This is a genomic window from Vibrio sp. 1167, assembly GCF_033340375.1.
Lineage (GTDB): Bacteria > Pseudomonadota > Gammaproteobacteria > Enterobacterales > Vibrionaceae > Vibrio > Vibrio alginolyticus.
This window is the reverse complement of record NZ_JAWOWK010000021.1, coordinates 16,195-38,393: the sequence shown is the minus strand read 5'-3', so window position 1 is coordinate 38,393 and position 22,199 is coordinate 16,195. Positions and strand designations below refer to the sequence as shown.

The 22,199-nt window shown below is 46.3% G+C and carries 19 protein-coding genes, 1 tRNA gene and 1 riboswitch; of the genes, 12 read left to right on the top strand and 8 right to left on the bottom strand.

The window, feature by feature from the left end; genetic code table 11:
* Positions 1-134: 134 nt before the first annotated feature.
* The 9 genes from R7Z78_RS23155 (at position 135) to thiH (ending at position 8,996) form a co-directional block, all read left to right on the top strand.
* Positions 135-211, top strand: a tRNA-Trp gene (locus tag R7Z78_RS23155).
* A 244-nt stretch (positions 212-455) separates the two neighbouring features.
* On the top strand, positions 456-1,838 hold the full coding sequence (locus R7Z78_RS23150) for a multicopper oxidase family protein (protein WP_104975700.1): 1,383 nt from the start codon (positions 456-458) through the stop codon (positions 1,836-1,838).
* Between the two features lie 123 nt (positions 1,839-1,961).
* On the top strand, positions 1,962-2,345 hold the full coding sequence (gene crcB, locus R7Z78_RS23145; RefSeq protein ID WP_104975699.1) for a fluoride efflux transporter CrcB: 384 nt from the start codon (positions 1,962-1,964) through the stop codon (positions 2,343-2,345).
* Positions 2,346-2,405: 60 nt separating this feature from the next.
* Positions 2,406-2,504, top strand: a riboswitch (TPP riboswitch).
* A gap of 163 nt (positions 2,505-2,667) precedes the next feature.
* A complete protein-coding gene (thiC, locus tag R7Z78_RS23140) occupies positions 2,668-4,608 on the top strand; it encodes a phosphomethylpyrimidine synthase ThiC (protein ID WP_085570137.1) in 1,941 nt (646 codons plus the stop codon).
* On the top strand, positions 4,608-6,023 hold the full coding sequence (locus R7Z78_RS23135; protein WP_104975698.1) for a thiamine phosphate synthase: 1,416 nt from the start codon (positions 4,608-4,610) through the stop codon (positions 6,021-6,023). The genes thiC and R7Z78_RS23135 overlap by 1 nt, the downstream gene beginning before the upstream one ends.
* A complete protein-coding gene (locus tag R7Z78_RS23130; RefSeq protein WP_104975697.1) occupies positions 6,010-6,783 on the top strand; it encodes a HesA/MoeB/ThiF family protein in 774 nt (257 codons plus the stop codon). Before R7Z78_RS23135 ends, R7Z78_RS23130 begins: the two co-directional genes overlap by 14 nt.
* 38 nt (positions 6,784-6,821) lie before the next feature.
* Entirely contained in the window at positions 6,822-7,076 is a 255-nt protein-coding gene (gene thiS, locus R7Z78_RS23125) for a sulfur carrier protein ThiS (RefSeq protein WP_054575515.1), read from the top strand.
* A 5-nt stretch (positions 7,077-7,081) separates the two neighbouring features.
* Positions 7,082-7,849: a thiazole synthase gene (locus R7Z78_RS23120; RefSeq protein ID WP_104975696.1), complete on the top strand. Its 768-nt coding sequence runs from the start codon at positions 7,082-7,084 to the stop codon at positions 7,847-7,849.
* Positions 7,850-7,883: 34 nt separating this feature from the next.
* Complete coding sequence (gene thiH / locus R7Z78_RS23115; RefSeq protein ID WP_104975695.1) at positions 7,884-8,996, top strand: 2-iminoacetate synthase ThiH; 1,113 nt, start codon at positions 7,884-7,886, stop codon at positions 8,994-8,996.
* A 160-nt stretch (positions 8,997-9,156) separates the two neighbouring features.
* On the opposite strand, the gene R7Z78_RS23110 is transcribed toward thiH, so the two are convergent.
* Positions 9,157-10,947 (bottom strand): aminopeptidase P family protein, encoded by a 1,791-nt coding sequence (locus R7Z78_RS23110; protein WP_025768964.1) that lies wholly within the window; start codon positions 10,945-10,947, stop codon positions 9,157-9,159.
* A 203-nt stretch (positions 10,948-11,150) separates the two neighbouring features.
* On the bottom strand, positions 11,151-12,092 hold the full coding sequence (locus R7Z78_RS23105) for a LysR family transcriptional regulator (RefSeq protein WP_005378791.1): 942 nt from the start codon (positions 12,090-12,092) through the stop codon (positions 11,151-11,153).
* A gap of 107 nt (positions 12,093-12,199) precedes the next feature.
* Between R7Z78_RS23105 and R7Z78_RS23100 the strand changes: the two genes are divergently transcribed.
* Both R7Z78_RS23100 and R7Z78_RS23095 read left to right on the top strand, forming a co-directional pair.
* Positions 12,200-13,393: a multidrug effflux MFS transporter gene (locus R7Z78_RS23100; RefSeq protein WP_005382927.1), complete on the top strand. Its 1,194-nt coding sequence runs from the start codon at positions 12,200-12,202 to the stop codon at positions 13,391-13,393.
* Positions 13,394-13,484: 91 nt separating this feature from the next.
* Complete coding sequence (locus R7Z78_RS23095; RefSeq protein WP_005378786.1) at positions 13,485-13,766, top strand: hypothetical protein; 282 nt, start codon at positions 13,485-13,487, stop codon at positions 13,764-13,766.
* A 31-nt stretch (positions 13,767-13,797) separates the two neighbouring features.
* Here the strand turns inward: R7Z78_RS23095 and R7Z78_RS23090 are convergent, their stop codons facing one another.
* The 4 genes from R7Z78_RS23090 to R7Z78_RS23075 form a co-directional block, all read right to left on the bottom strand.
* Complete coding sequence (locus R7Z78_RS23090) at positions 13,798-14,253, bottom strand: DoxX family protein (protein ID WP_047102549.1); 456 nt, start codon at positions 14,251-14,253, stop codon at positions 13,798-13,800.
* A 10-nt stretch (positions 14,254-14,263) separates the two neighbouring features.
* Positions 14,264-15,022 (bottom strand): DNA-binding domain-containing protein, encoded by a 759-nt coding sequence (locus R7Z78_RS23085; RefSeq protein ID WP_104975694.1) that lies wholly within the window; start codon positions 15,020-15,022, stop codon positions 14,264-14,266.
* Complete coding sequence (locus R7Z78_RS23080; RefSeq protein ID WP_104975693.1) at positions 15,019-15,891, bottom strand: DUF692 domain-containing protein; 873 nt, start codon at positions 15,889-15,891, stop codon at positions 15,019-15,021. The genes R7Z78_RS23085 and R7Z78_RS23080 overlap by 4 nt, the downstream gene beginning before the upstream one ends.
* Positions 15,892-15,990: 99 nt before the next feature.
* Complete coding sequence (locus R7Z78_RS23075; protein WP_005378779.1) at positions 15,991-16,251, bottom strand: DUF2282 domain-containing protein; 261 nt, start codon at positions 16,249-16,251, stop codon at positions 15,991-15,993.
* Between the two features lie 281 nt (positions 16,252-16,532).
* Here R7Z78_RS23075 and uvrD point away from each other — a divergent pair, with 281 nt between their 5' ends.
* Entirely contained in the window at positions 16,533-18,707 is a 2,175-nt protein-coding gene (uvrD, locus tag R7Z78_RS23070; protein WP_104975692.1) for a DNA helicase II, read from the top strand.
* Between the two features lie 919 nt (positions 18,708-19,626).
* On the opposite strand, the gene ggt is transcribed toward uvrD, so the two are convergent.
* Together ggt and R7Z78_RS23060 are read right to left on the bottom strand one after the other, a co-directional pair.
* Positions 19,627-21,393: a gamma-glutamyltransferase gene (gene ggt / locus R7Z78_RS23065; protein ID WP_104975691.1), complete on the bottom strand. Its 1,767-nt coding sequence runs from the start codon at positions 21,391-21,393 to the stop codon at positions 19,627-19,629.
* A gap of 111 nt (positions 21,394-21,504) precedes the next feature.
* A complete protein-coding gene (locus tag R7Z78_RS23060; protein ID WP_017633799.1) occupies positions 21,505-22,164 on the bottom strand; it encodes a LysE family translocator in 660 nt (219 codons plus the stop codon).
* Between the last annotated feature and the right edge of the window lie 35 nt (positions 22,165-22,199).

Here is a 22,199-nt window from a genome sequence, read left to right as displayed (position 1 = left end):
TGGTAGTTCAGTTGGTTAGAATACCGGCCTGTCACGCCGGGGGTCGCGGGTTCGAGTCCCGTCCACTCCGCCACTTAATATCGACAACCTCGCTTATGCGAGGTTTTGTCAAATCTAGAATATGAAAATTCTATAGGGGTGTAGCTCCAATTGGCAGAGCAGCGGATTCCAAATCCGCGTGTTGGGAGTTCGAATCTCTCCACCCCTGCCACATATCAGGCTCTGACTTAGGTCAGAGCCTTTTTTGTATCTGGCTTCCTCTCATTATTACGGCTTATTTCTACTCTTATCTCGTAAGTATGGCTTTCTGCTGTACTTTGGCAGCATTTAATCTACTGAACGAACGAAACTACAGTTAGCTGTAATGATCAGTGGCCCGAAATTTTAATAATAAAGGGGAATCACTATTTATATTTAGTTACACTCAACCGATCTGGATTAATGAGTAACTATGTATGGATATATCTCGTCGACGCTTTCTTCAATCATCCTTAGCAATCTCCGCGCTTACCGTTCTACCTGCATGTTCTCTATCTAGGAGCACTAATAAGCAGGGGCAATATATATACGATATCACTGCAGAGCCTTCTACTGCAGAATTGGTCCCTGGGTTTAACACAGACGTACTCGCATTTAATGGTTCGATTCCAGCGCCTACGATTCGTTGTCGCCAAGGCGAGAAAGTTATAATTCGGTTTACTAACAAGCTTTCAGAGCCGACTACAATCCACTGGCATGGCTTGCGAATCCTTATTGAAATGGATGGTGTACCTTTCTTAAGTCTGTTGCCTATCATGCCGGGTGAAACATTCGTTTATGAATTTACACCACCAGATGCGGGCACGTTTTGGTATCACCCCCACATGAATAGCGTTAAGCAACTTGGTATGGGCTTAGTTGGGCTAATTATCGTTGAAGAGGCTGAGCCTGTTCTATTTGATGAAGAACAGGAAATAGTTCTAAAGCATTGGCATTTAGACAAACTAGGTCAGTGGAAGAACCTTATGGTGCCGCGCTTGAGCGCTCGTATGGGGACTCCCGGAGAGTGGAGTAGCGTCAATGGTGTGCATGAACCTGTTTATACGCTGAAGCAGAATGCCACTACGCGATTAAGAATTGCTAATGTCGATAATACCATCACTTACCCGATCGCTATAGAAGGGGCAGAGGCTTGGGTTATTGCTATAGATGGTAATCCTGTTAAAACGCCTTATAAGCTCACTCAGCACAAAATTGGTCCAGGAATGAGGTTAGATGTCGGATTGATTGCTCCAAAGGCTGGAAAACGTGTTTATGTGCGTCAAATGAAAGGACGCTTCCCATTCCCTTTGTGCGAGTTTGACGTTGTTGAGTCTGACCTGTCGAACAACCAGAAACTGCCTTTATTACCTCTCAACCCTGTGCCAGCTCTCGATTTGAAAAATGCAGAGCAAATCGATTATGTGTTTGAGTGGGAGGGGGCGATCACTCCTGCTGATAAATCGGGCAAAGCGATACCTAAATTCTGGCTGATGAACAAACGGGCTTGGGAGGGAATGAGCAAAGATAATATTCCAGCGCCCCTTTCAACATTGGAGATGGGAAAAACCTATATCTTCAACCTAAAGAACGTCACCCAATATCATCATCCTATTCACCTTCATGGACACACATTTACGGTTCTTGAGTTAGATGGAAAAAAACTCGACGAACCGTTTCATACCGATACGGTCTTGCTTGGAAAAAACGGCAGTGCGAAAGCGGCATTTGTTGCAGATAACCCAGGGCGTTGGATGTACCATTGTCATGTGATCGAACACATGAAGACGGGGTTGATGGGTTATATTGAAGTAAAGTGACTCCTGTAACTTTTTAAATCTTGATAAGTTTTAAGCGCTATACTTTGCCGAATTCTTAGATTGTATAATCACTATTGCCGTAAATTTGATTACAATGTCGCCATTAACTTTTCTGGGGGAATTATGGGGCAACTATCCGTTTTGGGTTTTATTGCATTGGGTGGCGCATTTGGTGCATGTTCTCGTTACTTAATTTCTGAACTTTGTGTGATGCTACTTGGTCGTGGTTTTCCATATGGTACGTTAACCGTTAACGTTGTTGGCTCATTTATGATGGGCTTATTGATAGCAGCTTTCGATAATGAACTTTTGGCAACGGAACCTTGGCGACAAGTGATTGGCTTGGGTTTTTTAGGGGCACTAACGACGTTTTCCACCTTCTCGATGGATAATGTGTTGCTTATGCAGCAGGGCGCTTTCTTTAAGATGGGGTTGAACGTATTGTTGAATGTAGTGTTAAGTATTTCAGCTGCGTGGATAGGCTTTCAATTATTGATGCGCAGCTAGCAAAGTAGTTAAAAATTGAACAGGTCGGCTTGGTTTCACCAAGCCGTTTTTATATACTGACATCACTTGTCGGAGTGCCATAAGGCTGAGACCGTTAATTCGGGATCCGTTGAACCTGATCAGATTAGAATCTGCGAAGGGAACAAGAGAAGATATTCACACCGGAGTTCTTTCTGGTTGACCTATCAAAAGTCGAATGTTGTTACAGGCAAATATCGTAAGCTTTAACTAGCCTTAATTTGACTCCTCTTGTCGCATCTATCCGCCAAGCATTTTTATCCAATTACTTTTTATCTAGTATAACAAAGCAAGGAAAAATGCTATGTCGAGTCGCAAACAAGCGAGACTGGAAGCAAAACAGTTCATTGATACACTCTCGGTACAACCGTACCCCAATTCAAGCAAAGTCTACGTAGAAGGCTCACGTCCAGATATTCGTGTGCCAATGCGTGAAATATCACTCGCTGATAGCCTTATTGGAGGCACAAAAGAAGCGCCTATTTTCGAGCCTAATGAGCCAGTACGCGTTTACGATACCTCGGGTGTATACACAGATCCAGAGCACACCATAGACCTCTATAGCGGCTTACCTAAGCTGAGAGAAGGGTGGATTGAAGAGCGTGCCGATACTGAGCTACTTGATGAAGTAAGCTCGGTGTACACCAAAGAACGCTTAGAAGACGAAACACTAGACGATCTTCGTTACGGCAATCTACCACGTATTCGACGTGCCAAAGATGGCCATTGTGTGACCCAATTGCACTATGCTCGCAAAGGTATTATTACCCCAGAAATGGAATATATCGCGCTGCGTGAAAACATGGGGCGTGCCAAGTATCGCGATGAAGTGCTGAATCAACAGCATCCGGGTCAAAGCTTCGGAGCTAACCTACCAAAAGATATTACCGCCGAATTCGTGCGTAAAGAAGTCGCCGAAGGTCGCGCTATTATCCCTTCCAATATTAACCACCCAGAATCCGAACCAATGATCATTGGACGTAACTTTTTGGTCAAAGTGAACGCCAACATCGGTAACTCATCGGTCACTTCTTCGATTGAAGAAGAAGTAGAGAAACTAGTTTGGGCGACACGTTGGGGTGGAGATACCGTTATGGATCTCTCTACTGGACGTAACATCCACGAAACTCGCGAGTGGATTCTACGTAACAGTCCGGTTCCGATCGGTACCGTACCAATGTATCAAGCGCTTGAGAAAGTGAATGGTGTTGCGGAAAACCTTAACTGGGAAGTGATGCGCGATACCCTGATTGAGCAAGCAGAGCAGGGCGTTGACTACTTTACTATCCATGCCGGTTTACTACTTCGTTATGTGCCAATGACTGCAAAACGCGTTACTGGCATCGTCTCTCGTGGTGGTTCTATCATCGCGAAATGGTGTTTAGCGCATCACCAAGAAAGCTTCTTATATACCCACTTCCGAGAGATCTGTGAAATCTGTGCTAAGTATGATGTGGCACTTTCTCTCGGTGATGGTCTGCGTCCTGGCTCGGTGGCCGATGCTAACGACGAAGCGCAATTTGCAGAGCTTCGTACCCTTGGTGAGTTAACCAAGGTTGCGTGGGAATACGACGTACAAGTAATTATCGAAGGTCCTGGCCATGTTCCAATGCATATGATCAAAGAGAACATGGAAGAGCAGCTGGAGCACTGCCATGAAGCACCATTCTACACGCTTGGCCCACTGACGACAGACGTCGCTCCTGGTTACGACCATATTACTTCAGGCATCGGCGCTGCCATGATTGGTTGGTATGGCTGTGCGATGCTTTGCTACGTCACTCCTAAAGAGCATCTTGGCTTACCAAACAAAGAAGATGTGAAAGTAGGCATGATCACTTATAAGCTTGCTGCGCACGCCGCTGATTTAGCGAAAGGGCACCCAGGTGCTCAAGTTCGTGATAATGCGCTTTCTAAAGCTCGCTTCGAGTTCCGCTGGGAAGATCAATTCAACTTGTCACTCGACCCAGATACCGCGCGCGCTTTCCATGATGAAACCTTACCTCAAGAGTCCGGCAAAGTTGCTCACTTCTGTTCGATGTGCGGACCAAAGTTCTGCTCGATGAAGATTTCGCAAGAGGTACGAGAGTACGCGAAAGACACTGAGCAAGTTGCTGCGGACCAAGCTATCTCGATTAAAATGCTAGATGATCCTCTTGAAGGGATGCGTCAGAAATCGCAAGAATTTAGAGAGTCAGGTTCCGAGCTATACCACCCAGCAGCACATGCCGAGGTAAGTGACTAATGAGCAAAATCCTTATTCCGTCATCGTTGATTGAACTGACAGGTTTAGTTCAGCAATGTTTGTTGTTGGCGAAAGAACAGGGTTTTAGCATAGAAGACATTGAGTTGGGTGTGAGCCCAACTCAATCTATTCAGCTTGTTCGCGGCCAACAGACCACACACATAACGACTGATCTCATTGATGATTATGACTCTGAGCATGAGAGTTCATTTGTGCTCTATTACCGTTCTGCTTTGTCGGTAGAAGCGTGTGCTAAGCAACCGTCGAAAGCGATTTATATTGGTATTGCTGATACTCAGGTATCCGATGAAAAGGAGAAAGTGCTTCAGCTTGATATCTGGCGTCACCCAATTAACAACGAAGTGAGAGCGCTTTCCGTTAAGTCCAAATTCAACGCAATGTTCGATCCTGAACATCACCTTGCTTGGATAGTAACGCTGACAGTACTCGATTTTCCTATCGAAGATGCGTTAACACTTGCTCGAGGAATGCTAACTCAACAAGCGAATGTTTCACGTGAAACACTGTTGAATGGCAACCTTAACGAGGGAAGATCTACTCAGTGGGCTGACCAATTTGATGATTTCCCCACACCTGTACTGGAGGATAACCGACTCGATATTCAAGTTGGTTGGTCTGCACAAGGCGAAAGCGTTAGCTTTCCAACTCTAACCAAGCAAAGTCTAGGGCTCTATCCAGTCGTTGATGATGTTGCTTGGATTGAGCGTCTACTGCCACTAGGCATCAACACCATTCAACTGCGAATCAAGAACCCACAACAAGCCGATTTAGAACAACAGATCATTCGAGCAATTGAGCTAGGTCGTCAGTATCAAGCACAAGTGTTCATCAATGACTATTGGCAGTTGGCAATCAAGCGTGGCGCTTATGGTGTTCACCTAGGACAAGAAGACATAGAAGAATCGAATTTGGCTCAGCTAACTAAAGCCGGCATTCGTCTTGGTCTTTCTACTCATGGTTATTATGAACTACTGCGCATCGTACAAATTCATCCTAGCTACATCGCACTAGGGCATATTTTCCCAACCACCACAAAACAGATGCCATCGAAACCACAAGGTTTGGTGCGCTTGGCTCTGTATCAAAAGCTGATTGATAGCATTCCTTATACAAATACAGAGGCTGCTTTCCGTCCTTCAAAAGACAAAACAGTTAGTGACAATGTGCTTGGCTTTCCGACGGTCGCGATTGGTGGCATTGACCAATCTAATGCAGACCAAGTTTGGCAAACAGGTGTTTCTAGTTTGGCAGTTGTGCGAGCGATTACGTTGGCAGAATCACCTCAGTCGGTCATCGAGTTCTTCGCACAACTGATGAAGGAAAGACAGCTAACGTTTACTGATCAGAATAGTAAATTGGTGGATACCAAGAGAGGCGAGCATGCTCACGGATAAGCAGTTCCTTCGCTATCAACGTCAAGTCGCTCTGCCAGAAATTGCCGAAGTTGGGCAAGAGCGTTTGAGTAAATCGAATGTGCTGATCATCGGTTGTGGTGGGTTAGGAAGTGCTGCGAGTTTGTACTTGGCATCCGCGGGCGTTGGTAAATTGGTTGTGGTTGATGACGATGAAGTTGATAGCAGTAACCTACAGCGTCAGATCATTTATCGTGAACAAGACCTCCAAGTTGCGAAAACAGAAGCGACTGTAAAGCAACTGACTGACCTCAATTCTATGGTTCAAATTCGTGCTCTCAATAAGCGATTAGACAAAGCACAACTGCAGCTTGAGGTGATGCTAGCTGATGTGGTGCTCGACTGCACCGATAACATGCCAACGCGCCAGCTAATTAACCAAGTTTGTTTCGAGCAAAATACGCCACTTATCTCAGCGGCAGCAATTGGTTGGCAAGGGCAATTCGCTGTCTTTGATTACCAAACACCAAGTGAACAAGAAGCGCAGAGTAAAGCCTGTTACCGCTGCTTGTATCCGTTTGACGAACTACCACAAAGTCAAAAATGCAGTGAGAGCGGTGTCGTCGGTCCGGTGGTGGGCACACTTGGTAACTACCAAGCGATAGCGGCAATTCAAAAACTGGCGACGGGAAAGTTTCATGTCGAGACTGCCAAGTTGCATCTGTTTGATGGGTTGAAACTGCAATGGCAAACCATGGTGATAAGCAAAGATAAACAGTGCCAAGTGTGTGCTCAGATTTAGCTTACGAGTAATGGGCAGAATTAAGAGAGTTGGAAGCAATGACGTTATCAGAACAACAAACAACACAAATGACTGCGGCTGCCTTAGATGTGATCACTATTGTCATCAATGACCAGTCACATCAAGTTGCCAGTGAGTCGAATCTACGGCAAATCATTAGTCAATTTGCGCTGCCCGAAATGGGCTGTGTTTTTGCAATTAACAACAATGTTGTGCCGCGCAGTGAGTGGGCTAGCACAGTTCTTTCACAGGGAGATAGTATCTCTTTGTTTCAAGCGATCGCAGGGGGTTAAAGTCGATGCTTAAAATTGGTGATAAACAATTCGAATCAAGACTGTTCACGGGAACAGGGAAGTTTGCCAACAGCCGATTAATGGCAGAAGCGATTCAAGTATCGGGTTCTCAACTTGCGACCATGGCGTTGAAGCGTGTGGATGTGAACGACCAACAAGACGATATTTTGCGGCCGTTAGTACAAGCGGGCGTGAACTTATTGCCGAACACCTCAGGTGCAAAGAATGCTAAAGATGCTGTGTTTGCAGCACAATTGGCGAGAGAAGCGTTAGGTACAAACTGGCTAAAACTGGAAATTCATCCAGACCCGAAGTATTTGATGCCCGATCCAATTGAGACACTTGCAGCCGCTGAACAACTGGTTCGTGAAGGCTTCATTGTCCTTCCTTATTGTCATGCTGACCCGGTTCTGTGTAAACGATTGGAAGAAGTAGGCTGTGCTGCAGTCATGCCATTAGGTGCGCCGATCGGTTCCAACAAAGGGATAGTTTCTCACGATTTCCTAGAGATCATCATCGACCAAGCTAATGTTCCTGTCGTTGTTGATGCGGGTATTGGTGCTCCTTCACATGCCGCGCGTGCGATGGAAATGGGCGCGGATGCCGTGCTAGTTAATACTGCGATTGCAGCTTCGAGCGATCCCGTTGCGATGGCGAAGGCATTTAAGTTGGCGGTAGAGTCGGGGCGTATGGCTTATGAAGCCGGACTTGCTGGTAAGGTTTCTCATGCGGTTGCGTCGAGTCCACTGACGTCATTCCTAGATGAGCTTTAGTCCTAGATTGGTTTAGCTATTAAGCGAGGAAAACATGAGCTTCGTTGAACAATTTAAGCAGCTGAATTGGGATGACATCTCGATGTCGATCTACGCGAAAACGGCAAAAGACGTCGAGCGAGCATTGAATAAACCCAAGCGTGATTTGGAAGACTTTAAAGCGCTAATTTCACCAGCGGCTGAAGCGTACTTAGAGCAAATGGCGCAACTGTCATACTCGGCGACGCGTAAGCGTTTTGGTAATACCATGTCGCTTTACATTCCACTGTACCTTTCTAACTTGTGCGCCAATGCTTGTACTTATTGTGGCTTTTCGATGGAGAACAGAATCAAGCGTCGTACCTTGAATCGGGACGAAGTGGCTGCAGAAGTCGAAGCCATTAAACGCATGAAGTTCGATAGCGTATTGCTGGTGACTGGTGAACACGAAACCAAAGTGGGCATGAAATACTTTCGCGAAATGGTGCCGATGATTAAGAAGCGCTTTAACTATTTGGCGATGGAAGTGCAGCCGCTAGATCAAGACGAATACGCAGAGCTCAAGACATTGGGTTTGGATGCGGTGATGGTCTATCAAGAAACATATCATCCTTCGACTTACGCCGAGCACCATCTGCGTGGCAATAAGATGGATTTCGAATACCGATTGGATACACCCGATCGTCTTGCAAAAGCAGGCATCGATAAGATTGGTATTGGTGCTTTGATAGGGTTGGAAGAGTGGCGTACCGATTGCTTTTATGTGGCAGCGCACTTGGACTATCTAGAGCGCACATATTGGCAGACTCGTTACTCGATTTCTTTCCCGCGTTTACGTCCTTGTGAGGGCGCGCTCCAACCAAAATCAGTCATGACGGATAAGCAGCTTGTTCAGTTGATTTGCGCTTATCGTTTGTTGAATCCAGAAGTTGAGTTGTCATTATCGACTCGTGAATCACCGAAGTTCAGAGACAACGCATTACCGTTAGGTATCACCAGTATGTCTGCTGCATCGAAAACTCAGCCGGGGGGTTATGCGATGGATGATGTTGAACTCGAGCAGTTTGAGATCAGCGATGAACGAAGCGCGGCTTCTGTTGAAGATATGATTCGAGCCAAAGGCTTTGACCCTGTATGGCGAGATTGGCACTCGGCGTATTCCGGTTAAGTAACAAATAAAGCCACTGTCATCGTTATGTTTCACGTGAAACATAAGCAAAAAAGAGGGTTGATGTAAAACATCAACCCTCTACTTTTTCTAGCTTCTAGCTTCTAGCTTCTAGCTTCTAGCTTCTAGCTTCTAGCTTCTAGCTTCTAGCTTCTAGCTTCTAGCTGTGTGCTACTGGTAGCGTTGCTTGACGAAGCCACTCTTTCACATCACCTTCAACCAGCGGGCTGATCTCATCCCATACTTTCTGATGGTAGTCATTCAGCCAAGCAAGTTCTGGGCGAGTTAGCATATCAACGTTGATATTGCGCTTGTCGATTGGACAGCGTGTTAGCGACTCAAATGACAGAACAGGGAAGTCACCGTTAGTTGGTGTTTCAACAACAAGCTCTAGGTTTTCAATACGGATACCAAACGCATCTGCACGGTAATAACCTGGCTCGTTGGACAACACCATACCTTCTGTTAGAGGCACGTCGATTTGCTTCTTCGAAATGCTCGCTGGACCTTCATGAACACTTAGGAAGTGACCAACACCGTGACCAGTACCGTGATCGTAATCGTAGCCTTCCGCCCACAGGTGCTGACGAGCTAGCGTATCGATTTGGTAACCACGTGTGCCTTTCGGGAAACGTGCACGTGCAACACCGATGTGACCTTTTAGCGCAAGAGTGAATTGTTTAATCATCTCTTGTGAAGGCTGACCGATCGCAATTGTACGCGTGATGTCTGTCGTGCCATCTAGGTACTGACCGCCTGAATCCACTAGGTAAAGTGTGTTCAGTTCTAGCTTGCCAGGTTCAGGTTGGTTTTCGTGGTTGTAGTGACACATTGCCGCGTTGCCGCCCGCAGCTGAAATGGTATCGAAGCTAAGATCCATAAGTGTCGGGTCTTCGCTACGGAACGCTTCCAGTTTGTCTGCCAGCGTCGCTTCATCATGCAGGTTACCAGCAACGACTTCAGCATCTAACCAAGATAGAAACTTGCTCATCGCCACGCCATCACGGATATGACATGCTTTCATACCTGCGATTTCAACGGCGTTCTTCGCCGCTTTTGGCATTAGGCATGGATCAGCTTTACTCACCACAGATGCGCCAGCATTTTGTAGAACCAATTTAAACCATGCGTTACTTGTTGCAGGGTCAACCAGTACATTCTTGCCAGTTAGGTTTTCTAGTCGTGCTTGCAATGCTTCTGGGTGATGAACCGTCACGCCGGCACCAACATGAGCGTCAAACTCAGCAGGTAGGCGAGCAGGATCTAGGAAGTATTCCACGCTTGAGTCTGAGTGCAGAATCGCGTGAGAAAGCAGAACTGGTAGACGTGAGACATCTAGACCACGAACGTTGAGCAACCAACAGATAGAATCAAGTGCTGTGATCACTGCGCTGTCTGCACCGGCTTTTTTCACGAGCTCTGCGATTTCTTGGCGTTTGCTTTCACTTGATTGTCCAACTGTTTCTGTTGCCATTAGGCGAACATCAGAAACCACAGGAGCAGGGCGGTCGTGCCACAGTTCATCAATTGGGTTGCTATCGAGAATCTTAAGCTCAAGGGTACCTGCAAGTTTTGCTTGTGCCATGTCTAGCCAAGCAGAGTTGTGCATGCGAGGGTCGATTGCCACAGACGCGCCATTTGCAAGATGGTCTTTAATCCAATCTAGTGCAGGCTCTTCAATCAAGTGACGGTATTCGAATAGATCAGCAGGAACCTGCTTTGTTACTTGTACTGTGTAGCGACCATCAACAAAGATAGCGGCTTTGTCTTTGGTGATTACCGCAGCACCAGCAGAACCAGTAAAGCCAGTTAGCCAATGTAAACGCTCGTTGTGCGCTGGTACGTATTCACCCAAGTACTCGTCTTCATGAGGGACAAGTAGGGCATCAATATTATGTTGTGCTAGCCATTCGCGAATTGCATTCACGCGGCTTTGGGTATCGTTGTGCATCTGTGTTATTCCTTCAAATTACCGCTCCTTCATGCTCAGGTGTGGGAGCTGTTTCCATCTGCTTCATGCAGTTTACGATTCCATTGAGGTTCGCAATCACTTCAATAGAGTCGGAGTACAACTAGGCCATAGATGAGCCAAAAAGGACTACGACAGTTAAGCTACTCATTTTAGCCGCTAAGCGCAAATTGAGCGCGGTGTTTTTATCTAAGGTGATCGGTTTTTTGTGTGATCATCGTACGTAGCCAGCCTAATGCAGGGTCGTTTTCTCTGTCTCGGTGCCAGAATAAAGTGTAAGCCATAGGTGGGAATTCTAACGGTAGTGGCAGCACGACCAAATCAAGCTGTTTGGCCGCAAGTTGCACAAAATGACTTGGTGCAGTAAAGATAAAGTCGGTGTATGAACATAAACTTGCGGCACTGTTAAAGTCGGGCACGGTGACGGCAATATCGCGGTCGGCGCCAATATCTGCAAGGCGGTAATCTAGCAACCAACGGTCGTTGCCATCACAGCGTACTTGTACATGGCGTAGGGCGAGATAGGCTTCCAGATTCCAAGGTTGTTTTAGCGCAGGATGGTTTTTGCGAATGATGCACATTTGGTAATCACGATAAATTTCCAACTCGCAAATGTCATCGGGTGGTTGAAGAGTCAGCTTGGCATCGTTTATATCGATATCTTTTCCAGTTAGGCCTAAATCCAGTTCGCCGCGTTGAAGCATTTTAAATGTATTATCCGACCACGGGTGTGTGCTGATTGTCACGCCAGGTGCTTGTTGAAAAATCGCCGGTAAGAAATGGGGTAGAATGAGAGGGTAGACACTCTCTACCGCTGCTATTTGAAAACGGTATTCGCTGCTTTGCGGAGAAAACTCTTCGGGTTGAGTCAGCACTTCTAACTGATTTATCAACAGATCCAGTTTCGGTTTAAGAAACAATGCGCGCGGCGTAGGTGTTAATCCATGTGAGTTTCGAGTGAAAAGCGGGTCATCAAATTGAATGCGCAGTTTAGCCAGTGATTTACTTACGGCGGATTGGCTTAAGCACAATCGGTGGGCCGCACGAGTAACGTTTAACTCTTCAATCAGCACTTTAAAGCAGACCAATAGATTTAAATCGATACGAGCCAGTTTTTCGACGTTCACAGTGAATTTCCTCTGAGGAATAATGCTCATGATTATACATCATTTCCATTCATATCATCAGATGATTAAGCTTTACCCAAAGTTCTTTATCCAATTCGGAGTGTTGTGTGTCTAGCCAGTTTTCTAATAGTAAAAAACAGATGGCGTTATTGACCCTTTTGGTTCTTTTCAGTCCTTTAGCGATTGATATTTATCTACCTGCTTTACCTCTTATTGCTTCCACTTTTCAGGTCGATAATGCGCTAGCACAAGACACGATCACTTGGTTCTTATTTGCTATGGGTGTTGGTCAGCTATTCGCAGGTCCCTTAGCAGATAAACTCGGACGTCGAACTGTTGCATTGGGCGGTATCACCATTTACGCGATGAGCGCTTTATTGGCGTGGAGTGCTCAAAATATTGAGTGGATGTTGGTTTCCCGACTGCTACAAGGCTTAGGTGCGTGTGCGACATCGGTAGCAGCCTTTGCAACAGTTCGCGATATCTTTGGCCCGGAAAAAAGCGGCAAAATGATCAGCTACCTTAACGGTGCGATTTGTTTCATTCCGGCTTTAGCTCCAATTCTAGGTAGCTGGTTAACTCAGCAATTTGACTGGCGTGCTAACTTTAGCTTTATGGCGGGTTTTGCTGTGGTGTCTGGATCATTGATGTTTTTCATGATGAAAGAGACTAACCCGTCAACAGAAAAGCAAGCGGTGTTTAAGCTTAGTCGGTATTGGGCAGTGCTTAGCACACCATCTTTTGTTTTCCATGCGTCATTATGCTTGATGGCGATGGCGGTTATTCTTGCTTACGTTACCTCAGCACCGTCGGTATTGATGACGGGGATGGGGCTGTCGATGAATGAATTCACTTTCTGGTTTGGTGTAAATGCGGTGATAAACATTGCGGCATGTATGCTGGCGCCTAAGTTTATGGAGCGCGTTGGAACTCACAACACCTTGGTCACCGGGATCTCAACTCTGGGTCTCGCAGGTGTGATCATGCTAGTGATGAATGGTCAGAATACCGCGCTTTCTTTCATGCTACCTATCTTCATGTCTTCTGTAGGTTTTGCATTCATTCTGGGTGCAGCGGCAGGGAAAGCGTTAGAACCGTTTGGTGATAAGGCGGGCACGGCAGCTGCACTGCTTGGATTGTTCCAAATGAGTGGCTCTGGTTTGCTGGTGGGTACACTGCAACGCTTATCTCTGGATCCACAAACCTTGATCGCAATTCATATGTGGGTCCTATTACCTGCGTTGGTCGTTCTGTTTACAAAAGCAGGGAAGAACTGGCACTCGAGCTTTGCGAAAGCGTAAATCAGTGTAATTTAGTATTTTCCAATGTAAGTAAGGCGTGTATATTTGTCACTCAGACTTTTCCTGACACCATAACGGAACTCAAAAAGTAATGTCGTTAACCACGTATGAAATGGCTCGTATTCTAGAGCAAATGGAAGATTCACCAGAAAAGGTGATGTTTGGCAAGTTGCTTAATGAGCTGGGTAATCAAAGCTCCGAGCGTATTCGTAGTGCGGCTAAACAAGTACCTCTACCAATTTTGCGTGATATCGTGTACCAATTTCAGCAAGTGATTGAGTCACGCAAAGATGAACAAGTCGAGCAGATGGCAAAAGACCTCGCTCAGCAAGGTATCTCAGCAGAAGAGCTACTGGCTTACTTGAATAAATAATAAAAAATCCCCGCATGATGCGGGGATTTTTTTAGCTCGTCATTTTCTTTTTCAGGATGTGGTCCAAAGACAGCGGTCCTGGCCCCCATACGATTATGATAAGAATCATCAATCCCCAAAGTTGGTGGTCATAAAAACCTTTCTCCCACAACAGTGGGTAAGAGATCACTGCGATGATGTTGAACACAAACAGCATTGCTGCCATCGGGCGGGTAATCAATCCTAGTGCCAAGAACACCGGTAGAACCAACTCCGCAGCCGTACCTAAATAAGCCGCCAATTCCCATGGCAAGATTGGCACTTGGTATTCCAGCTCAAATAAGTACAGCGTGCTATCCCAAGATGAGATTTTGATTAGTCCTGAATTGAAGAACACCCAAGCAACCCAAAAGCGGCAAAAGAGAAGTAGTAAAGGGACAAAGCCAGCTTGTAAGGTACTGATTAAATCGTCGTACCGATTCACTAAGTTTTTAACCGTATCCGTCATAGAGTGCTCCTTAGATTGATTGCAATGTAAAGCCGTCAACAATATCGAGTGCCATGATGCGATTGAGATGAGCGAGTAAAACTTCAGGTATTTCGCTCAAACTCTGCTTCTGCTCTAAACATTGCAGCAGTTGGAACACATCGGCATCGAGTGCGTGACACAAGGCTTCTCCATTGGCTTGAATCGAGATGACACCTTGCTGTAATTGGTTGATATTAAGTTGTTCGAATTGCCCAGTTTGAATCGCACTAAATAGATCGAATACTGCGTAGTTGGAGTCAAAGCTGCGGCAGCCCTTTTTAAGGTGTAAGATTAAAGCGGGTTGTTGCTCTTCACTCACTTCGCCAAGTAACGCAAGCGGTTTTAATTCCGCTGCATTGGATTGTTCATACTGTGCTTGACGAGCTAGGTCGATATGCCACTCGAAGCGTGCGACTTCAGGGCTGTAAGGTGCTTGTGCGATCACCTGACTGAACTGCATGATGGTGTCTTGAAAGCCTTCGCCATAATGCACCACATTTCCTTCTTCTAATGGGTAAGAAAGAACATGCTGGCGAGCTATCTGTTCAAAGCATTCTTCACCAAGCAGCGCTTCAACCATCGGGTAGGTCGCGGATAACACCTCGCTTAAGCTGACGATAAAGTTATTGCGGTAAATCTGCATGCGTTCATCAGCGGTAAACTCATCACTGGCAATATCGCAGTCTTCACCGAGCGCTTGATAGTGCAGGGCTTTAGCAAACTGGCTTTGTAAGGTGGCTAGATTCATGATGCCTTCCTTGGCTCGCTTTGTTCACTTGGAAGTGTGCCTTGCAACAGTAGTTGCGATGCTTTCTGTGCTTCTCCTAATAAGACTTCTGGCGCGGGGATATCCAAATCCCATTCAATCAACGTATGACGTGGACCGTGTTTTTTTGTCCACTGTGAAAACAACTGCCAAACTTCATCGCTAACCGGGCGGCTATGGGTATCAATCCATATCTCACCTTTGTCGAGTTGTTTGATGATAAAACCTGCCAAGTGAATCTCATCCACTTTGTCGGCTGGAATCGCATCTAGGTATGTGTCGCAATCAAAACCGTGGTTGAACGCCGAAACATAAACATTGTTTAAATCGAGCAATAAACGACAGTCAGTGCGCTTTTGCACTTCGGTAAGAAACTCCCATTCGCTGATGGTCGAATGTTGAAACTTCACATAACTAGATGGGTTCTCTATCAAGATCTCGCGTTGCAAATAATTCTGCACTTCATTCACGTTACGAGTGAACACGTTGAGCGCTTCTTCCGTATACGGAAGTGGAAGCAGGTCATTAAAGTAGTGACCGCCGTTTTCACTCCAACTTAAATGGTCAGAAACAAGGATTGGGTCGATTGAGCCAATCAGTGCTTTAAGTTGCGCAAGATGCTTTTGACTAACACGTTCCACCGAGCCTAGCGACAAACCAATACCGTGGCAGCTAATTTGATATTGCTCGCGAAGCGTTTGTAGCTGATGGCGCTCTGTTGCATTGGGTTGGAAATAGTTTTCACTGTGGATTTCTAACCAAGACAACGCGGGTTGATTTTGGCTAAAGTAATCGAGGTGAGGGGTTCTTAATCCAACTCCAACAAGGTCGTGGAAGGTGTGGTGTTTCACGTGAAACTCCTTTTCAAATCGTGCGGGAAGAGAAGGATGCGTCTTGGCTTTGCGTTGGTTGAGCGTCAACGCATCCTCACAATAGCTAGCGATAAAAGATTATGAAGAAGAAGTGCTACCGCCAGCGAGTTTGTCACAAAGACCTTTTGGTACGACTACGAATGCGTCTTTTTGGTTATCTTCTTTAGAAGTACCAGCGCATGAGCTGCTTTTTGTTGCACAGTCGTTTTTACCCGCTTTAGAAACGCCATAGCACTTTTCTTTTTCAGCTGCGACAGCTGGAGCTGCAGTTAGCATTGTGCCACCAAGAGCTAGAAGACCAGTAACAGCAGCAGTAACAGCTAGATTCGACTTTTTCATAATAAATTCCTCTGAATGATTTCCTTTACTTTAAGTTGGCAAGATGAATCGCCTGTTTTGGCGTTTTTGTTATCAACTTGCTTAACTTAAAAGATAGGAAACTGGCTAAAAAACTTTCAGAAAAATTTACGAAGTAAATGGGTTTGTAGGGTCAAATAGGTATAACTAATTGATGTGTTGGGCAAAAAAACATCGATTTTTTTATCAAGTTTTGTCTAAACAGCACCCGGTTGTTTAGGTTATAATCGGTTTTTATGTATAAATAACCAGTAGCTCTCATCATGATGGATCCATCTCTATTACTCGACGGTTTGAACGATAAACAACGTGAAGCCGTTGCAGCACCTCTAGAAAACTTGCTCGTTCTTGCTGGCGCAGGAAGTGGTAAGACACGCGTTCTTGTTCACCGTATCGCTTGGCTGATGTCGGTCGAGCAAGCTTCTCCGTTCTCAATTATGTCGGTAACCTTTACCAATAAGGCGGCGGCAGAGATGCGTGGACGTATCGAAGAGCTAATGATGGGCAGTGCAGGCGGTATGTGGAATGGTACTTTCCACGGCATTTGTCACCGTATTCTGCGTGCACACTATCTTGATGCCAAGCTACCGGAAGATTTCCAAATCATCGACAGTGACGACCAACAGCGTCTGCTAAAGCGTTTGATCAAAGCGCAAAACCTCGATGAGAAGCAATGGCCAGCACGCCAAGTGGCATGGTGGATTAACGGCAAGAAAGACGAAGGTCTGCGCCCGTCGCACATTGATGCGTACCATGATCCAGTGACCAAGACATATCTGCAGTTGTACACCGCTTACCAAGAGGCGTGTGACCGTGCTGGTTTAGTCGATTTTGCGGAAATCTTGCTGCGCGCACATGAGCTACTGCGTGATAACAAGTTCGTCCGTGAACACTACCAAGCACGCTTTAAGCATATCTTGGTGGACGAGTTCCAAGATACCAACAACATTCAATATGCTTGGCTACGTATGATGGCGGGTCCTGAGTGTCACGTGATGATCGTAGGTGATGACGACCAGTCGATTTATGGTTGGCGTGGTGCAAAAGTCGAGAATATTGAGAAGTTTACGCTCGAATTCCCAAGCGTAAATACCATTCGTCTTGAGCAAAACTACCGTTCAACCAAGACCATTCTGGAAGCATCTAACACCCTGATTGCGAATAACACCGAGCGTATGGGTAAAGAGTTGTGGACGGATGGCGTTGTCGGTGAGCCCATCTCGGTTTACAGCGCTTACAACGAATTAGATGAAGCCCGTTTTGCGGTGAACAAAATCAAAGAGTGGCAAGACAAGAGCGGTGCTCTGAATGACGCTGCGATGCTTTACCGTAACAACGCCCAGTCGCGTGTTCTGGAAGAAGCGTTAATTCAAGCCGGTCTGCCTTACCGTATCTACGGCGGCATGCGATTCTTCGAACGTCAGGAAATCAAAGATGCCTTGAGCTACATGCGTCTGATTGCCAACCGTAACGATGATGCGGCGTTTGAACGTGTGGTGAATACGCCAACGCGTGGTTTGGGTGATAAGACGCTTGAAACCATCCGTTTTGCGGCTCGTGACCGTGGTTGCACTATGTGGGAAGCGAGTGTGGCAATGTTGGACGAGAAGGTGCTTGCTGGTCGCGCTGCTGGTGCTCTGAGCCGTTTTATCGAGCTTGTCACCGCGCTAGAAGACGACACCTTAGAGATGCCGCTGCATCACCAAACTGACCATGTAATTAAATACTCGGGCTTGTTCGCGATGTACGAGCAAGAGAAGGGTGAAAAGTCTAAGGCACGTATTGAGAACTTGGAGGAATTGGTGACCGCAACTCGCCAATTCGAGAAACCAGAAGAAGCCGAAGACATGTCACTGCTGACGGCATTCCTAACCCACGCAGCACTAGAAGCGGGCGAAGGACAAGCGGACGAATTTGAAGATGCGGTTCAGCTCATGACATTACACAGTGCGAAAGGTCTAGAGTTCCCATTGGTGTTTATGGTCGGTGTGGAAGAAGGCATGTTCCCAAGCCAAATGTCGGCAGAAGAAGCAGGGCGCTTAGAAGAAGAACGCCGTCTGTGTTACGTAGGCATGACCCGTGCAATGCAGAAACTGTACATCACTTATGCTGAAATGCGTCGTTTGTACGGTCAGGATAAATACCATAAACCGTCTCGCTTTATCCGTGAACTGCCAGAAACTTGTTTAGATGAAGTACGAATGAAGGCGCAAGTTAGCCGTCCTTCAAGCAGTGGTCGATTTAGCCAAACTGTTGTGAAAGAGAGCTTTAATGAAACCGGCTTTACGCTAGGTTCTCGTGTGATGCATCCAAAGTTTGGTGAAGGCACCATCATCAACTTCGAAGGCAGTGGTCCACAAAGCCGTGTACAGATTGCCTTTAACGGTGAAGGCATCAAATGGTTGGTAACTGCTTACGCACGACTAGAGAAACTGTAAGGCTTGACCAAAACTCATACCAATCGTAGTAAATAACTGGTCATTCTAGCTTGTTAAAATACTCGATAACTGCGTTGCAATTTTTGATTGTAGAATAACTACTTATCGAAAAATTGCGCCTTGTTCTCAAGCATTTTCCCTACGCTATTTCTGATCACTTATTTACTGTGATTGGTATCATCAACTTAAGAGCTGCTTCGGCGGCTCTTTTTGTTTGTGCGGTTTTGGCGTCGATAAAGCAGTAAAAAAATGGAATTCGAAAGCGCGATTTAACGGTGCAGATGAGAAAAACTTTAGGCAAAGAAAAACCCCGAGGGCTTGCGCCCATCGGGGTTATAGTCTTACTCGTAGCAATCCAGCTACTAAGAGTGCTCCATGCATCTAATCCATGATAGTGTGCTGAATCCGTCAGCTTAATCCTTACGTCGCCTTCCTAGCGGTGTCCTTAATGACCTTATCCTGGTCTGCTAACTATCCTCGTTAGCTCTCATCACTTGTTCCCTGAGCGGTGTCCCTGACATCATCCTGATGTTCAAATCCTTGCCTCGTCCAGAGGTGTCCATTTCCCGTCCTTAGTAGCAACCATCCTAGTCACTATTGATTCCGTTCAATGTCCAATTTTGCAATCCATGCCCGACTATTCATCCTGAATAACCGTTTCTTCTTCCTGAAGTTCACCAAGTCCGTGGTGTTTCCTGTTCCGTGTCAGCATCCTTCCGACAGGTTTAATATTACGTGTTTAACGATTTCCAACAACGGGCTAATCTCACATTTTTTTACACTCTTAGCGTTCAAAAAAGATACATAAGTATTAAATTCAATGGCTTATTATCTTTGTTGTACGGTTTTACCATTAAAAAAGAGAGGTTTGCTCAACCCTTTGTGAGAGATCTCGCACAAGGGGTCGAGCGAAAGACTCTTACTGCCCGATAGCGGCACCTTCACGTCTTGGATCCGCAGCGCCTTCAAGACCGTCTTTTGTTATTCGTATCGCATGCAGACCAGAATTCAAATCCCGAACATCGGTTTTAAAGCCCATCTTCTCCAGAGCAGGCTGTAAGCCCTCTGCGGCGGTACCTTGCTCAATATCTAAGGTGCCAAAACGGTTCAGCAATCGTGGCTGATTAATCGCGCTTTGGATGTCCATATCCCATTGCGTGTGGGCGATAATGGCTTGTGCGACGTAACCAATAATGCGGCTGCCACCCGGTGAGCCAATTGCCATGTAAGGTTTGTCATCCTTCATCATAATGGTTGGTGCCATGGATGAACGTGGGCGTTTTCCCGGTTCTAAGCGGTTCGCGATTGGCACACCATCTTGATGCGTGCGGAAAGAGAAATCGGTCAGTTCGTTATTGAGCAAGAAGCCGCGTACCATCAAGCGTGAGCCAAAGGCGTTCTCGATGGTTGTTGTCATTGAAACCACATTGCCTTGCTTATCGACGATATTGAAATGGCTGGTGGAAGGCAGCTCGATCGATTGGTCCATGCTTAAGTTCATGGCGTGCGACCAAGGAGGATTACCGGCTTCAGCCTTACTCAAGGCTTTACCGACTTGAATGAGCTCAGCACGTTGTTTGAGATAATCTTTATCAAGCAAGCCTTCGGTTGGCATTGGCACATAATCTTGGTCAGCCATGTATTTACCACGATCCGCGAACGCAAGGCGCGATGCATCGGCGATCACTTGCCATGATTTCGCGCTTTCGGCTCCCCAACCTTTAAGATCGTATTGCTCGGTGATCGCGAGAATCTGTCCAACCGTCAATGCGCCAGAGCTAGGTGGTCCCATGCCGCAGATATCATAGCTTTGATAAGCCGCACAAACCGGCTCACGTTGCTTGATTTGGAACGCATCAAAGTCAGGTTGTGCCAATACGCCAGGATTGCCCGGTGCATTCTGTACGGTCTTGATGATGTCTGTAGCGATATCGCCTTGATAGAAAGCTTTTGCCCCTTGCTCTGCAATTGCCGTCAGAGTTTGCGCGTATTCAGGGTTCTTCAACAACGTGCCTTCGGTTTTTGGTGAGCCGTCTGGATTGAAGAAGTAAGCCTTAGTCGCAGGGAAGCGTGATAGGCGCTTAGTATCTTTCTCAATCAGACTCGCGAGGCGAGGACTGACTTCGAAACCTTGCTCAGCCAAGGTAATCACGGGTTGGATGATCTTCTTCCATTCCAACTTGCCGTATTTCTGGTGCGTGTCCCACAGCAGTTTCACTGTACCAGGAGTGGCAACGGAGCGCCCGCCGACAACCGCATCGTAAAATTGTAGGGGTTGTCCTTTTTCGTCTAAAAAGAGTTTCGGCGTCGCGGCGAGCGGTGCGGTTTCGCGTCCATCATACGTAGTTAGTTTTTGTTTCTCACTGTCCCAATACACTAAGAAGGCGCCACCACCAATACCTGATGATTGCGGTTCTACCAAGCCCAGCATCAGCTGCACGGCAACCATAGCATCAATAGCATTACCACCTTGGGCAATAACATCCGCACCAGCTTGGGTTGCAATTGGGTTAGCAGCGGTAACCATATAATCTTTCGCTTTGATCAATTGTTTTTGCTCGAAGCCAGTGCTGTGCTCCGGCGCAACCGCATCTGCTGCTTGGTTAGCAAAGACTGAGGTAGATAAGATTAGTGGGGAAGTAAGAAAAAGACCCGTGGTCACGAGTCGGTTGAACGTCCAATGCATGATGACTCTCCATGTTGCCAGTTTTGTGCTTTGAGCTTGGCAGTTATGGAGAGTCACGTCGAGTCAGCAATCTTAGAAATGTCGATTGTGCTACGCTTTTAAATCAGTACTTTATCCGATAAAAGTATTGATAGTTTGGTATAGAATACTGCCGCCCACTAGAGTAAATACCACGCCGCATAGACCGTCGATGTAGATACCCGCTTGTTGCAATTTACGCTGTAAGCGCTGTGTCGACAGCATCCATGCAAGGCTAGAGAACCAGAATAGCGACAAGCCAAACAGGATGACCAGTGCAATACCTTTGCCAGTAATCGACATACCTGCTGGGACTAAACTCGACATCAAACTGACAAAGAACACCAGGGCTTTTGGGTTAAGAATGTTGGTCGCAAACCCTTTAGCAAACGCTTGACGCTTATTGCTGATCACTAGGTTATTTTGCTTCTTAGGTTGATCCGTCTGTGGGTTTTGGATCATCGAGATCACGGCACGCAATGCGCCAATTCCTAAGTAGAGCAGGTAACTACCACCGAGCAGTTGTACCACGGAATACAGCACTGGGTGCTGGTGGACGACAAAACTCACACCTGTCAGGCTGAACAAAGAGTGCAGCAAAATACCGACGGACAATCCCAACGCAATGTACAAGCCAGTTTGACGACCATGACGCGTCGCATTTTGTACGACCAGCGCAAAGTCCGGACCTGGACTCATTAGGGCAATAAAGTGAATGCTGGCGAGTGTCAGCAATATGGTGGATTCATTCATAACACATCTCAAATTTAACCAATGCGGCTATTGTC

Excerpts from the sequence above, each read along its gene's own strand:
- R7Z78_RS23130 (WP_104975697.1), top strand. The coding sequence starts at position 6,010 with ATGCTCACGGATAAGCAGTTCCTTCGCTATCAACGTCAAGTCGCTCTG.
- ggt (WP_104975691.1), bottom strand. The coding sequence starts at position 21,393 with ATGCATTGGACGTTCAACCGACTCGTGACCACGGGTCTTTTTCTTACT.
- R7Z78_RS23075 (WP_005378779.1), bottom strand. The coding sequence starts at position 16,251 with ATGAAAAAGTCGAATCTAGCTGTTACTGCTGCTGTTACTGGTCTTCTA.
- R7Z78_RS23095 (WP_005378786.1), top strand. The coding sequence starts at position 13,485 with ATGTCGTTAACCACGTATGAAATGGCTCGTATTCTAGAGCAAATGGAA.
- R7Z78_RS23135 (WP_104975698.1), top strand. The coding sequence starts at position 4,608 with ATGAGCAAAATCCTTATTCCGTCATCGTTGATTGAACTGACAGGTTTA.
- R7Z78_RS23060 (WP_017633799.1), bottom strand. The coding sequence starts at position 22,164 with ATGAATGAATCCACCATATTGCTGACACTCGCCAGCATTCACTTTATT.
- thiC (WP_085570137.1), top strand. The coding sequence starts at position 2,668 with ATGTCGAGTCGCAAACAAGCGAGACTGGAAGCAAAACAGTTCATTGAT.
- R7Z78_RS23150 (WP_104975700.1), top strand. The coding sequence starts at position 456 with ATGGATATATCTCGTCGACGCTTTCTTCAATCATCCTTAGCAATCTCC.
- R7Z78_RS23110 (WP_025768964.1), bottom strand. The coding sequence starts at position 10,947 with ATGCACAACGATACCCAAAGCCGCGTGAATGCAATTCGCGAATGGCTA.
- R7Z78_RS23120 (WP_104975696.1), top strand. The coding sequence starts at position 7,082 with ATGCTTAAAATTGGTGATAAACAATTCGAATCAAGACTGTTCACGGGA.
- crcB (WP_104975699.1), top strand. The coding sequence starts at position 1,962 with ATGGGGCAACTATCCGTTTTGGGTTTTATTGCATTGGGTGGCGCATTT.
- R7Z78_RS23090 (WP_047102549.1), bottom strand. The coding sequence starts at position 14,253 with ATGACGGATACGGTTAAAAACTTAGTGAATCGGTACGACGATTTAATC.
- thiH (WP_104975695.1), top strand. The coding sequence starts at position 7,884 with ATGAGCTTCGTTGAACAATTTAAGCAGCTGAATTGGGATGACATCTCG.
- uvrD (WP_104975692.1), top strand. The coding sequence starts at position 16,533 with ATGATGGATCCATCTCTATTACTCGACGGTTTGAACGATAAACAACGT.
- R7Z78_RS23085 (WP_104975694.1), bottom strand. The coding sequence starts at position 15,022 with ATGAATCTAGCCACCTTACAAAGCCAGTTTGCTAAAGCCCTGCACTAT.
- thiS (WP_054575515.1), top strand. The coding sequence starts at position 6,822 with ATGACGTTATCAGAACAACAAACAACACAAATGACTGCGGCTGCCTTA.